13 protein-coding genes and 1 riboswitch are annotated in these 13,174 nt (G+C 63.6%); of the genes, 8 read left to right on the top strand and 5 right to left on the bottom strand.

Translation table 11 applies throughout. From position 1 onward, the window contains the following. Window positions 1-13: 13 nt before the first annotated feature. The 4 genes from P3R38_RS22210 to P3R38_RS22195 all read left to right on the top strand — a co-directional run bounded on the left by P3R38_RS22210 (window position 14) and on the right by P3R38_RS22195 (window position 2,755). Complete coding sequence (locus tag P3R38_RS22210) at window positions 14-763, top strand: transporter substrate-binding domain-containing protein (RefSeq protein ID WP_023382586.1); 750 nt, start codon at window positions 14-16, stop codon at window positions 761-763. Window positions 764-915: 152 nt separating this feature from the next. Continuing rightward, entirely contained in the window at window positions 916-1,533 is a 618-nt protein-coding gene (gene ribA, locus P3R38_RS22205; protein ID WP_023382585.1) for a GTP cyclohydrolase II, read from the top strand. Further along, window positions 1,530-1,949 (top strand): hypothetical protein, encoded by a 420-nt coding sequence (locus tag P3R38_RS22200; RefSeq protein ID WP_027907544.1) that lies wholly within the window; start codon window positions 1,530-1,532, stop codon window positions 1,947-1,949. Before ribA ends, P3R38_RS22200 begins: the two co-directional genes overlap by 4 nt. Continuing rightward, on the top strand, window positions 1,949-2,755 hold the full coding sequence (locus P3R38_RS22195; RefSeq protein ID WP_277686619.1) for a cobalamin-binding protein: 807 nt from the start codon (window positions 1,949-1,951) through the stop codon (window positions 2,753-2,755). The genes P3R38_RS22200 and P3R38_RS22195 overlap by 1 nt, the downstream gene beginning before the upstream one ends. A 25-nt stretch (window positions 2,756-2,780) precedes the next feature. Here the strand turns inward: P3R38_RS22195 and dxs are convergent, their stop codons facing one another. The 4 genes from dxs to ribB all read right to left on the bottom strand — a co-directional run bounded on the left by dxs (window position 2,781) and on the right by ribB (window position 6,887). Then, window positions 2,781-4,676: a 1-deoxy-D-xylulose-5-phosphate synthase gene (gene dxs, locus P3R38_RS22190; protein ID WP_023382582.1), complete on the bottom strand. Its 1,896-nt coding sequence runs from the start codon at window positions 4,674-4,676 to the stop codon at window positions 2,781-2,783. A 168-nt stretch (window positions 4,677-4,844) separates the two neighbouring features. Beyond that, window positions 4,845-5,732 (bottom strand): (2E,6E)-farnesyl diphosphate synthase, encoded by an 888-nt coding sequence (ispA, locus tag P3R38_RS22185; RefSeq protein WP_023382581.1) that lies wholly within the window; start codon window positions 5,730-5,732, stop codon window positions 4,845-4,847. Continuing rightward, window positions 5,729-5,971, bottom strand: coding sequence for an exodeoxyribonuclease VII small subunit (locus P3R38_RS22180; RefSeq protein ID WP_011531978.1), 243 nt, complete (start codon window positions 5,969-5,971; stop codon window positions 5,729-5,731). The genes ispA and P3R38_RS22180 overlap by 4 nt, the downstream gene beginning before the upstream one ends. 265 nt (window positions 5,972-6,236) lie before the next feature. After that, window positions 6,237-6,887, bottom strand: a complete 651-nt coding sequence (gene ribB, locus P3R38_RS22175) for a 3,4-dihydroxy-2-butanone-4-phosphate synthase (RefSeq protein ID WP_104883243.1) — start codon at window positions 6,885-6,887, stop codon at window positions 6,237-6,239. An 80-nt stretch (window positions 6,888-6,967) separates the two neighbouring features. Beyond that, a riboswitch (FMN riboswitch) is annotated at window positions 6,968-7,109 on the bottom strand. Between the two features lie 93 nt (window positions 7,110-7,202). Between ribB and P3R38_RS22170 the strand changes: the two genes are divergently transcribed. After that, window positions 7,203-8,408, top strand: a complete 1,206-nt coding sequence (locus P3R38_RS22170; RefSeq protein ID WP_277686618.1) for an RtcB family protein — start codon at window positions 7,203-7,205, stop codon at window positions 8,406-8,408. Window positions 8,409-8,491: 83 nt separating this feature from the next. Here P3R38_RS22170 and csiR read toward each other — a convergent pair whose 3' ends face one another. Continuing rightward, window positions 8,492-9,175 (bottom strand): DNA-binding transcriptional regulator CsiR, encoded by a 684-nt coding sequence (gene csiR, locus P3R38_RS22165; RefSeq protein ID WP_023382578.1) that lies wholly within the window; start codon window positions 9,173-9,175, stop codon window positions 8,492-8,494. 182 nt (window positions 9,176-9,357) lie between these two features. On the opposite strand from csiR, the gene glaH reads away from it, so the two are divergent. The 3 genes from glaH to gabD all read left to right on the top strand — a co-directional run bounded on the left by glaH (window position 9,358) and on the right by gabD (window position 13,173). Continuing rightward, on the top strand, window positions 9,358-10,335 hold the full coding sequence (gene glaH / locus P3R38_RS22160; protein ID WP_027907548.1) for a glutarate dioxygenase GlaH: 978 nt from the start codon (window positions 9,358-9,360) through the stop codon (window positions 10,333-10,335). A gap of 101 nt (window positions 10,336-10,436) precedes the next feature. Further along, a complete protein-coding gene (lhgO, locus tag P3R38_RS22155) occupies window positions 10,437-11,687 on the top strand; it encodes an L-2-hydroxyglutarate oxidase (protein WP_041925759.1) in 1,251 nt (416 codons plus the stop codon). Window positions 11,688-11,724: 37 nt separating this feature from the next. Continuing rightward, window positions 11,725-13,173, top strand: coding sequence for an NADP-dependent succinate-semialdehyde dehydrogenase (gabD, locus tag P3R38_RS22150; RefSeq protein ID WP_104883245.1), 1,449 nt, complete (start codon window positions 11,725-11,727; stop codon window positions 13,171-13,173). The last annotated feature ends 1 nt before the right edge of the window (window position 13,174 follow it).

Below are 13,174 nucleotides of genomic sequence, written 5' to 3'. Positions count from 1 at the left end.
AGGGAGTACGCGAATGGCCATTAGGACGATGCTGCTGGCAATGATGCTGACTCTCGCCACGTGGGCGGGCAACGCGGTGGCCGAACAATTGCCCAGGCAGATCCGGCTGGTGAGCGAGCAGTGGCTCGACTACACCAATGCCGACGGCACCGGGGTGGCATGGGATGTACTGCGCAAGGTGTTCGAGCCCGCCGGCATCAAGGTCCAGGTGCAAAGTGCGCCCTACAGCCGGGCGGTTGGGCTGGTCAAGCGCGGCGCAGCCGACGCCTGGGTCGGCTCCTACAAGCAGGAGAACGACGACAACCTGTACCCGAGCTGGCATTTTGATATGGACCATATCTATGCCCTTGGCTTGACCAGCAAGCCCACGCCGACGCTGGACACCGTCGGCCAGTATCGCCTGGCCTGGGTCCGTGGCTACGACTACGGCAACTACCTGCCAAATGTGCGCAGATTCCGCGAGATCCAGCGGCGCGAAGGCATTTTGCCCATGCTCGAGCACGACCGTGTGGATTTCTACATCGATGCCCTGACCGAAGTGGACTATGTGCTGGAGCAGGCGCCGCAGCCTGAGCGCTTCCGCCGTACCCATGTGGCCGAACTGCCGCTGTACCTGGCCTTTGGCCGCAGCGATGAGGCCAAGGCGCTGATCAGGGTATTCGACAGGCGAATGGCGGAGCTGGTGCGAAGTGGCGAACTCAAGCCCATCTTCGAGCACTGGAAGCAGCCGTATCCATTCACCCCGGACAGCAAGCCGCAATAGCGCGGCTGTCGCCACTGGAGAGCGACCCGCCCGTGAGCATTTCAAGCATCGAACTTTTCGATCTTAAGCCACGATATTCAGCCAGCGCACAGCCGCCAACCTGCTGATACAATCGGCTCACGTGAAATTTCAAACTTATCCAGGAGCACAACGTGCCCGTCGTCTTTGTTGCCGCCTCGAAACTCCCGACTCCTTTTGCAATCTTCACCATGCATGGCTTCCTCGATGAAGCCACTGGCCGAGAGCACGTCGTGCTCAGCCTGGGTGACATTGCCGATGGCGAGCCGGTGCTGGGGCGCTTGCACTCCGAGTGCCTGACCGGTGATGCCCTGTTCAGCCAGCGCTGTGATTGCGGCTCGCAACTGGAGGCCGCACTTCAAGCTATCGCCCGTGAGGGGCGCGGGGTGCTGCTGTACCTGCGCCAGGAAGGCCGTGGCATTGGCCTGCTCAACAAGATCCGCGCCTATGAGCTGCAAGATGGCGGCGCCGATACCGTTGAGGCCAACGAGCGTCTGGGCTTCGCCGCCGACCAGCGCGACTACGGTATCTGTCTGCCGATGCTTGAGCACTTGGGCGTGAAATCGCTGCGTCTGATGACCAACAACCCGCGCAAGGTCAAGGCGTTGACCGACATGAACATCAAGGTCGCCGAGCGCGTGCCGCTGCACACCGGCCACAACCCGCACAACCGTCTTTATCTGGCGACCAAGGCCGATAAACTCGGCCACATGATGGGCAACAAGCACCAGGGTGAGGTGCCTCAGGCGTGACACGTGGCGAGGTGAAGCGGCGTCTGGCGTTGGCCTGGTGGCAATACCTGGCGGTGGGCCTCGTGCCGCTGCCGGTCATGGCCTGGGCCTTCGGCGGCGGCGATGCGTTGATCCCGGTACTGGCGATGCCGCTGTTCATCGCCGGTGCTGCTTCCATGTTCCTGAGCCTACCGCGCTTTGGCGCCTACAAGCGCGCCCTGATCGCCACTTCCAAGGCGCTGGGCACGGCTGAAGAGCCTGCGGCCTGGATCGAGCTGGCCCGTGTGCGACGGTGGGCCATGCTGTACGCCTGTTTTCCTGCCTGGGTCGCGGCGCTGTCGGTACTGGTGGGCCTGGAAGCCGTGCCGCAGGTGCTCCTGGCGCTGTCGACCGTGGTGCTGCTTTACCTCTACCGTATTCCGCGTCAGTTGGGCTGATGCGCATTTTCCTCTGCCTGTTGGTACTGCTGGCGTGCAGTGCCCGGGCGCAGGAACCGCTGCGGGTGATCAGCCTGGCACCCTCGATGACCGACATCATGCTCGAACTGCAGGCCGATGACCTGCTGGTTGGCGTACTGGATGGCGGCGAGCGGCCAGCGGGTCTACGTGCCTTGCCCTCGGTGGGGCGCCAGGGGCAACTGGACATGGAGCGTTTGCTCAGCCTCAGGCCCGACCTGGTGCTGGTATGGCCCTCAGGCGTGTCGCCAGCCCAACAAGCCCAGCTCAAGCGATTGGGCATCGAGACCTTCAGTGCCGAACCCCACAGCCTTGACCAGGTTATCGAGCAGATCGAGGCGATAGCCGAACGTATTGGCCGTGGCGAGCAAGGGCTGCGATATGGGGCGCTGCTTCGTGATCGTTTACAGCAGTTGCGCCAGCGCTACCGGCGCGAGCAACCGGTAAGCGTGTTCTACCAGGTGTGGGACACGCCGCTCTATACAGTGGGTGCAACGCAGATCATCAGTGACGCATTGGCCGTATGCGGGGCCCGGAACGTGTTCGACGATATTAACCTGCCTGCTCCGCAGATAAGCGTGGAAGCGGTGCTTCAACGTGATCCTCAGGTGATTCTGGCCGGCGATTGGGCACAATTGGCCCGTTGGAAAGCCTGGCCGCGACTGCGTGCCGTGGCGGGGAAGCGCTTGCTGGTAGTGCCGGACAAGGGCCTGGAGCGGCCCAGCGGGCAGATGATCGACGCCACCAAGCGTCTGTGTGCACTGCTGGAGGCCCGAGCGCCAGATTGAAACCTGGCGCTCGGAGCGACGCGCTTTACAGGCCGAGCTTGTTCATCCGCGCTTTGACCGACGCTGCGATGCCGGCAGCATCCAAGCCGCACTCGGCCAGCATTTGGGCGGGCTTGGCGTGCTCGACATAGAGGTCGGGCAGGCCAAGGTGCAGCAGCGGCTTCACCACGCCCTCGCGAGCGAGGAACTCGCCCACGGCAGCACCGGCCCCGCCCATGATGGCGTTTTCCTCAATGGTCACCAGCAGTTCATGGCTGTCAGCCAGCGTGCGGACCAAGGCTTCGTCCAGGGGTTTGACGAAGCGCATGTCGACCACAGTCGCGTTGATCTGCTCGGCCACTTGCAGGGCTTCGGCCAACTGCACGCCGAATACCAGCAGTGCGACGTTCTCGCCCTGGCGGCGAACCACGCCCTTACCAATTTCCAGGGGCTCGAGATCGCCGCTGATCGGTGCGTTCGGTCCTGTGCCACGCGGGTAGCGCACGGCAGCCGGGCCGTTGTAGTGATGGCCTGTGCTGAGCATCTTGCGCAGCTCGTTCTCGTCGCTTGGGGTCATCACCACGATGCCGGGGATGCAGCGCAGGTACGAAAGGTCGTAGCTGCCTGCGTGGGTGGGGCCGTCTTCGCCGACCAGGCCGGCGCGGTCGATGGCGAACAGTACGTCGAGGTTCTGCACGGCGACATCGTGAATCAACTGGTCGTAGGCGCGCTGCAGGAAGGTCGAGTAGATGGCAACGACCGGTTTGGCGCCTTCGCAGGCCATGCCCGCCGCCAGGGTGACGGCATGCTGCTCGGCGATGGCTACGTCGAAGTAGCGCTCCGGGTAGCGTTCGCTGAAGGCGACCAGGTCCGAGCCTTCCTTCATCGCTGGGGTGATGCCTACCAGGCGATTGTCGGCGGCGGCCATGTCGCACAGCCACTGGCCGAACACCGCGGAGTATTTCGGGCCGCTGGCTTTCTTCGGTGCGGCCGGCTTGTCGGCCGGTTCCAGCTTGGTGATGGCGTGGTAGCCGATCGGGTCGGCTTCGGCAGGGGCGAAGCCTTTGCCTTTCTTGGTCACCACGTGCAGGAACTGTGGACCCTTGAGGTCACGCATGTTGCGCAGGGTGGCGATCATGGTCGGCAGGTCATGGCCGTCGATCGGGCCGATGTAGTTCCAACCCAATTCCTCGAAGAGGGTGCCGGGGGCCAGCATGCCCTTGGCGTATTCCTCGGTGCGGCGGGCGATTTCCCAGGCGCCTGGGAGGCGCGACAGCACCTTCTTGCTGCCTTCGCGCATGCTCGAATAGGTGCGGCTGGAGAGGATCTTGGCCAGGTAGTTGGACAGGCCGCCGACATTGCGCGAGATCGACATGTCGTTGTCGTTGAGGATCACCAGCATGTCGGCGTCGACTTCCTGGGCGTGGTTCAACGCTTCGAAGGCCATGCCGGCAGTCAGTGCGCCGTCGCCGATCACCGCGATCGACTTGCGTGGGTCGTTCTGCAGGCGTGCGGCAATGGCCATGCCTAGGGCGGCGCTGATCGAGGTGCTGGAGTGGCCGACGCCGAAGGTGTCGTATTCGCTCTCGCTGCGGCGCGGGAAGGCGGCGATGCCATCTTTCTGGCGCAGCGTCAGCATGCGGTTGCGACGGCCGGTGAGAATCTTGTGCGGGTAGGCCTGGTGGCCGACGTCCCACACCAGGCGGTCATCCGGGGTATCGAAGACGTAGTGCAGGGCAATCGTCAGTTCGATGACGCCCAGACCGGCGCCAAAATGCCCACCGGTCTGACCAACGGTGTACAGAAGCTCCTGGCGCAACTCGTCGGCCAGGGTCTCCAGGTCGGCTTCGGCCAACCGGCGCAGGCCAGCAGGCGTGTCAGCGCGGTCGAGCAACGGCGTGACCGGGCGTTCGCGGGGGATCTCTTGAAACGTCGTGGGCATCAGGCGAGTCGTTATAGGTGTGAAGACGCGGCAGTTTACCCCATTGTGGGAAAAGCTGCCCATTGGGTCGGGGTCGCTTCGGGCTGCTTTACAGCCCATCGCCGGCAAGCCGGCGCCTACGAATGCTGCGGTGAAACGTGCCGGTGATGGACCGCGAAGCGGCCCCGATCAATGGCGGCGCTCGACGATATAGCGTGCCAGCGCCCGGAGTGGCTCGGCGTTCTCGCCAAAACCATCGAGCGCGGCCAGCGCCTGGTCACGCAGCTCCAGCGCGTAGGCCTTGGCCGCGTCCAGGCCGAGCAAGGCCGGATAGGTCGGTTTGTCACGGGCTATGTCGGCGCCCTGGCGTTTGCCGAGGGTGGCGGTATCGCTTTCCACGTCGAGGATGTCGTCCTGCACCTGGAATGCCAGGCCGATGGCTCGTGCATAGGTTTTCAAGGCATCGAGCTGTGCTTGCTCGGCGCGGGCGCTGGCCAGGGCGCCTAGGTGTACGCTGGCTTCGATCAACGCGCCGGTCTTGTGCCGGTGCATGAATTCGAGCGCCTGTTGGTCAAGCTTCAGGCCCACCGACCCCAGGTCGATGGCCTGGCCGCCGACCATGCCAGCCGGCCCGGCTGCCTTGGCCAGGGTTTGCACCATCGCCAGGCGGATGCTGTCTGGCTGGGGGCTCAGACGCGGGTCGAGCAGAGCGCTGAAGGCCAGGCTCTGCAGGCCGTCGCCCGCAAGGATGGCGCAGGCTTCGTCGAAGGCCTTGTGGGTAGTTGGCTGGCCACGGCGCAGGTCATCGTCGTCCATCGCCGGCAGGTCATCGTGCACCAGCGAATAGGCATGGATCAGTTCCACCGCACAGGCCGCGCCATTGGCTTGTTCGGCCGGGGCACCCAGGGCTTCGCAGGCAGCATAGGCGAGCAGTGGGCGTACCCGCTTGCCGCCGTTCATGACGCTATAGCGCATGGCTGCGTAGAGGCGTTCGAGCTCTTTGGACGGGGCCTCGAACAGGGGTTCGAGCGCGGCGTCGACACGGGCCTGGCTGCTGGCCTGGTAAGCGCTGATCATGCTTCTGGCTCCGCATCGAAGGGCTGGGCGGCCAGCTCGCCGTCCCGCTCCAGGAGGATCTGTACTTTCTGCTCGGCCTGGGCCAGCGCCCCCTGGCAATCACGGGTCAGGGCAATGCCTTGTTCAAAGGCGGCCAGCGACTCTTCCAGCGACAATTCGCCGTTCTCCAGGCGCTCGACCAGCGCTTGCAGGTCTGCGAGGGATTGTTCGAAATCGATGGAGGCTTTTTTGCGGGCCATGGCGACTGTCTCGGTGGTGTTCAGAACGGCGCGACACTAGCAGAGCAGGGCGGGGGGAGCAAACTTGTGTGGCGGGCCAGGTTCTTTGGGGTAGGCATGATTTCTGTGGTGTCTGTGAAATCGAGCGCCGCGTGCGCGGCGCATCGCGAGCAAGGCTCGCCCCTACGGTTGATTCAGCCCAGGGAGGGGGTAACCCAACCGGTAGGAGCGAGCCTAGCTCGCGATCCGCTGCGCCACTGCGCTCAAGGCGAGCGCCTGCAGGCAATCACACCATTTCCGCTTCCCGCACCAGCATCGCCTCGCGGTACCGCGCCAGCTCTTCAATAGTCAGCACGGGTAGATTGTATTGCCGCGCATACACCGCCACCTGTTCGCCCCTGGCCATGCTGCCATCAGGGTTCATCAGCTCGCACAGCACTGCTGCCGGGCGCAACCCGGCCAGACGCGCAAGGTCCACCGAGCCTTCGGTGTGCCCACGGCGGGTCAGCACCCCGCCATTGCGTGCGCGCAGCGGGAACACATGGCCGGGGCTGACGATGTGGCGCTGTTCGGCGCTCGAGCGCAAGCACGCTTCGATGGTGGTGATGCGGTCCTGGGCCGAAACCCCGGTGCTCACGCCTTCGGCGGCTTCGATGCTGACGGTGAAACCGGTACCGTGGCGTGCCTGGTTGTTCTGCACCATCGGTGCCAGCTGCAGGGCGTCGACGGTAGTTTCGTCCAGGCACAGGCAGACGATGCCGCTGCAGTCGCGAATCATCATGGCCATGGTCTGTAACGACAGGTTCTCGGCAGCGGCGACGATGTCGGCTTCGTCCTCGCGGTCGTCATCGTCAAGCAGCAAAACGGGGCGACCGGCCTGGAAGGCAGCGATGGCGGCGGATACGTTGGGGAATTGCTGTTGCAGCATAGGGGACATGAAACGCTCCTCGTGAATGATCGATGAACGTCTCGGGGCGAACAAAACGCGTGCACGGGGGCGCCCGAACGGCCCCTGCCTGACGCCTTCTTTCATCCGGACTATGACCGTCGGCTCTGGAGTCGCACCAGATCTGCTGACCCCCGGCATGGCCGGGGCGCTCGCGGGCTCATCTTTCGATTTACCGCCGGTGGGGACTTTCACCCCGCCCTGAAGACCGCCCAAGCATACAGCACCGTGCCACCCCGCTGGCAACCCGGCAGGCTACGACCTTCGGCGGTATCATGCGGCCAGGGTCTTTTGGAAAACGACATCATGGACATTCTCCAAGTCGCTGGCGGCAAGCCGATCAAGGTGTGGACCGACGGCGTGCCGGTCGAAGACGAAGCCCGCCAGCAATTGCTGAACACGGCGAAGATGCCGTTCATTTTCAAGCATCTGGCGGTGATGCCCGATGTGCACCTGGGCAAAGGCTCGACCATTGGCAGTGTGATTCCAACCGTCGGTGCGATCATCCCGGCTGCGGTAGGTGTGGATATCGGCTGCGGCATGATCGCTGCTCGTACCTCGCTGCACGCCCGGGACCTGCCGGACAACCTGCACGGTCTGCGCAGCGCCATCGAGAAAGCGGTGCCCCACGGCAAGACCTTCGGTCGTCGCGACCAAGGCGCCTGGGATGATGTTCCCACTTCTGCGGACCAGCAGTGGCGTGGGTTGGCAGGTCGCTTCAAGGCGATCACCGACAAGTACCCTCGCCTGGAGAAGACCAACAACCGCCATCACCTGGGGACGCTGGGCGGCGGCAATCATTTCATCGAGGTGTGCCTGGACGAGGCCGACCAGGTCTGGTTCATGCTGCACAGCGGTTCACGCGGCGTCGGTAATGCCATCGGCAACCTGTTCATCGAACTGGCCCAGGCCGACATGCGTCAGCACCTGGCCAATCTGCCGGACAAGGACCTGGCCTACTTCGAGGAGGGGAGCCGGCATTTTACCGATTACGTCGAGGCGGTCGAGTGGGCCCAGGACTATGCCCGGCGCAATCGCGAATTGATGATGCACGCAGTGGTCGCCGCCGCACGGCAGGTATTGGGGCGGCCCTTCGAGGCCCGCCTGGAAGCCGTCAACTGTCACCACAACTATGTGCAGCGCGAACACCATTTCGGCCGCGAGGTGCTGGTGACGCGCAAGGGGGCGGTTTCGGCGCAGAAGGGGCAGTTGGGCATCATCCCCGGCTCGATGGGCGCCAAGAGTTTCATCGTACGTGGCCTGGGCAATGAGGAGTCGTTCTGTTCCTGTAGCCACGGTGCTGGGCGGGTCATGAGCCGCACCCAGGCCAAGCGTCGTTTCAGCGTCGAAGACCAGCGGCGAGCGACCGCGCATGTGGAGTGCCGCAAGGACAAGGAGGTGATCGATGAGATCCCCATGGCCTACAAGGACATCGACGCGGTGATGCTGGCCCAGCGGGAGCTGGTGGAGGTGGTGCACACTTTGCGTCAGGTGGTGTGCGTGAAAGGGTGACGACACCGGCCCCAAACGCAGCTTCAGGCCACGCTGCGGACCGACGCGGCGTCTAGGGGCGATGCCCGGGCGTCGCTTCTTCCTCAGCCTTGCTCGCGCATGATCTGGGCGATGATTGGCACCGGGGTCATCAAGTGCGCATGCATCATCGTGCTGGCACGGGCGGCATCACGGGCGAGAATCGCCTCGACCAGTGCCGCGTGCTCCTGGCGCTTGGTTTCCAGAGCCTGCTCGGAAAACACCGTATGGGTCAGCCACAGATGACGGTAACGTTCGGCCTGGTCGAACAGGTAGGTGCGCGCCTGCAGCAGGTGCTTCGAGCCACAGCCTGACGCGATGGCGGTATGGAACGCCTTGTGGCGCTGGTCCCAGACGTCCAGACGCTGTTCACGGGTCTTCACTTCCATGACCTTGGCCAGGGTATGCGACTGCGCCAGCACCGAAGCCTCCCAGGCGTCATCGCCACGCTCGATGGCCAGCCCAACGATCATGGCTTCGAGGTTGGCGCGGGCATCGTAGATATCTTCCATCTCGTCCAGCGACATCGGCGCCACCCGGTAGCCCTTCTGGCTGATGGCAACCACCAGCTTTTCCGCCACCAATTGCGACAGGGCCTCGCGCAGTGGGCCGACGCCCAGGTCGTAGCGCTCCTTGAGCGTGCTCATCAGCAGCTTTTCGCCCGGTTTGAACAGGCCGCGGATGATGTCTTGCTTGAGCCACTCATACCCACTGAAGGCCGAGTTCTGCCGTGGGGCGTGTGCTTCCAAGGTGCTGTCCTCAAAACGTTTTGCAAATCATACCGAAACGTCTTTTCAGATAGAAACAATGGACAAACGAGCGTTTTGTTATCGTTTTATAAAAATGTAGACATTTTGCTTTTGTGGCGATATTTTTGCTGTGCCCACCTGATCCGGGCACTGCCTTCGAACCTCTCTGCCAGGAAACCGCCATGAACGCCTTCACCAAGATCGAGGAACCCGTGCTGCCGATGCCTCTGGAAACCCGGGGCTTCTCCGTCAAACCGTCCGAACAGTCGCCACGCCTGCTGGAAGTGGTGTTTGCCCGCGAAACGGTGGAAGCGTTCGTCAAGGCCGTGGCCGAATGGCCCGTGCAGGCGCTGGAGTACAAGTCCTTCCTGCGTTTTCGCGTTGGCCAGATTCTCGATGAGCTGTGCGAAGGCACCCTGCGCCCGGTCTTGCTGAACGGCCTGCTCGACCGTGCCACCGGTGGCATGCTGATCACACCGCAGGGGCTGGACGATGTGAGCCAGGCCGAGGACATGGTCAAGTTCACCACCGCCTGCGCGCACCTGGTGGGTCGTTCCAACTACGACGCCATGAGCGGTCAGTTCTATGCCCGCTTCGTGGTGGTCAACACGGACAACTCCGACAGCTACCTGCGCCAGCCGCACCGGGTGATGGAATTGCACAACGACGGCACCTTCGTGAACCAGATCACCGATTACGTGCTGATGCTCAAGATCGATGAAAAGAACATGGAAGGCGGCAACTCGCTGCTGCTGCACCTGGATGATTGGGAGCAGTGCGAGTCGTTCTTCCGTCACCCGATGGCTCGCCGCGAAATGCGCTGGACCGCGCCGCCCAGCAAGAAGGTCAGCGAGGACGTGTTCCACGCCGTGTTCGACACCGACGCCGTGGGCCGCCCGACCATGCGCTACATCGACCAGTTCGTGCAGCCCGAAAACTTCGAGGAAGGCATCTGGCTGAATGCGCTTTCCGAGTCGCTGGAAGGCAGCGAGCGCAAGCTGTCGGTGCCAGTGCCGGTCGGCAGCTTCCTGCTGATCAACAACCTGTTCTGGCTGCACGGCCGCGACCGCTTCACGCCGCATGACGGCCTGCGCCGTGAGCTGATGCGCCAGCGAGGCTACATCAGCTACGAAAAGCCGCTGTACCAGCGCGGCCAGTAACCCTTCCAACGCTGCAGGGCTGCCCAGGGGGCGGCCCTTCGTCGTGCCCGAAACAAAACCACCGGCTGGCGCCGCGCGCCACCGGTAAAGAGGTAATGGCTGTGTACGATTTCATCATCATCGGCGGCGGTATCGTGGGCATGTCCACAGCCATGCAGCTGATTCAGCTCTACCCGGACGCCAAGATGCTCCTGCTGGAGAAAGAGTCCGGGCCTGCCCGTCACCAGACTGGCCATAACAGTGGCGTGATCCATGCCGGTGTGTACTACACCCCCGGCAGCCTCAAGGCACGTTTCTGCCTGGAGGGCAACAAAGCCACCAAGGCCTTCTGCGACAAGCACGCCATCCGCTACGACGAGTGCGGCAAGTTGCTGGTGGCCACCAATGCCCTGGAAATGGAGCGCATGAAGGCATTGTGGGAGCGTACCGCTGCCAATGGCCTGGAACGCTCGTGGCTGTCGGCGGCCGAACTGCGTGAACGTGAACCGAATATCGTCGGCATCGGCGGTATCTTCGTGCCCTCCAGCGGCATCGTCAGCTATGCCGAAGTCACTGCCGCGATGGCCCGCGAGTTCCAGGCGGCAGGCGGCGAGATCCGCTACAGCGCGCAGGTACAGGGCCTCCAGGAACATGCCGACCAGGTCGTGGTGCGTGCGGGGGCCGACGAGTTCCGTGGGCGCTTCCTCATTACCTGTTCCGGGCTGATGGCCGACCGTGTGGTGCGCATGCTGGGCATCGAACCCAGCTTCATCATCTGCCCGTTCCGTGGCGAGTACTACCTGCTGCCCAAGCAGCACAACCAGATCGTCAACCACCTGATCTACCCGATCCCGGACCCGTCGATGCCATTTCTCGGCGTCCATCTGACCCGGATGATCGACGGTACCGTCACCGTCGGCCCCAACGCGGTGCTGGCCACCAAGCGCGAGGGCTATCGCAAGTCCGATATCTCGCTGCCCGACCTGTTCGAGACGCTCACCACGCCAGGCATTCTCAAGGTGCTGGCGAAGAACCTGCGTCCGGGGCTGATCGAGCTGAAGAACTCGCTGTTCAAGGGCGGCTACCTCAAGCAGGTGCAGAAGTACTGCCCAAGCATCACCAAGGCCGACCTGACCGACTATCCGGCGGGTGTCCGCGCCCAGGCGGTATCCCGCGACGGCAAGCTCATCGATGACTTCCTGTTCGTCAACACCCGACGCAGCGTGAACGTGTGCAACGCCCCGTCGCCAGCGGCCACGTCGGCGATCCCGATTGGCGCGCACATCGTCGACAAGGTACGCGAACAGCTCGCCGCCACCGGCACCCGGCTGACGGCCCGTATCCCCGATAACCCGCAGCGGGCCGCCGGCTGAAGTGCCGCCACCGCCATCCCAGCAGAGGAAGACTAGCGTGCAATTGCAAGACTCCAGCCTGTTCCGCCAGCAGGCCTACATCGATGGCGCCTGGGTCGATGCCGACAGCGGCCAGACCCTCAGGGTGAACAACCCGGCCACCGGCGAACTGATCGGCCATGTGCCGAAGATGGGCGCTGCCGAGACCCGCCGCGCCATCGAAGCCGCCGAACGGGCCTTGCCGGCTTGGCGCGCCCTGACTGCCAAGGACCGCGCCAATCGCCTGCGCCGCTGGTTCGAACTGATGATGCAGAACCAGGAAGACCTGGCGCGCCTGATGACCCTCGAGCAGGGCAAGCCGCTGGTCGAGTCCCGAGGCGAAATCGCCTATGCCGCTTCCTTCCTGGAGTGGTTCGGCGAAGAAGCCAAGCGTGTCTATGGCGACATGATCCCCGGCCACCAGCCAGACAAGCGCCTGATGGTGATCAAGCAGCCGATTGGCGTCACCGCGGCGATCACCCCGTGGAACTTCCCCTCGGCGATGATCACCCGCAAGGCCGGGCCGGCGTTGGCCGCCGGCTGCACCATGGTGCTCAAGCCTGCTTCGCAGACGCCGTACTCGGCCCTGGCCCTGGCTGAGTTGGCCGAGCGTGCCGGCATTCCCAAGGGGGTACTCAGCGTGGTCACCGGCAGTGCCGGTGAAGTGGGCGGCGAACTCACTCACAACCCGATCGTACGCAAGCTGACCTTCACCGGCTCTACCGAAATCGGTCGCCAACTGATGGCCGAATGCGCCAAGGACATCAAGAAAGTGTCCCTGGAACTGGGCGGCAATGCCCCGTTTATCGTGTTCGACGATGCCGATCTGGATGCAGCCGTCGAAGGTGCCCTGGTTTCCAAGTACCGCAACAACGGCCAGACCTGCGTTTGCGCCAACCGCCTGTATGTGCAGGACGGCGTCTACGACGCCTTCGTCGACAAGCTCAAGGCGGCAGTCGCGCGCCTGAACATCGGCAACGGCCTGGAAGCCGGCATCACCACCGGCCCGCTGATCGACGCCAAGGCCGTGGCCAAGGTCCAGGAGCACATCGAGGATGCCGTTGCCAAGGGCGCCCGTGTGGTGGCGGGTGGCAAACCGCATTCGCTGGGCGGCACCTTCTTCGAGCCGACCATTCTGGTCGACGTGCCCCAGCATGCTGCCGTGGCCAAGGAAGAGACCTTCGGCCCGCTGGCGCCGCTGTTCCGCTTCAAGGACGAAGACGAAGTCATCGCCATGTCCAACGACACAGAATACGGCCTGGCGGCCTATTTCTATGCCCGCGACCTGAGCCGGGTGTTCCGTGTGGGCGAGGCGCTGGAGTACGGCATCGTCGGTATCAACACCGGGATCATCTCCAACGAAGTCGCGCCATTCGGCGGTGTTAAAGCCTCTGGCCTGGGCCGCGAAGGGTCCAAGTACGGCATCGATGACTACCTGGAAATCAAATACCTGTGCATCGGCGTGTAAC

Source organism: Pseudomonas sp. NyZ480 (assembly GCF_029537255.1).
Lineage (GTDB): Bacteria > Pseudomonadota > Gammaproteobacteria > Pseudomonadales > Pseudomonadaceae > Aquipseudomonas > Aquipseudomonas taiwanensis.
The sequence above is the reverse complement of the archived record's forward strand: the minus strand, read 5'-3'. Positions and strand labels throughout refer to the sequence as shown.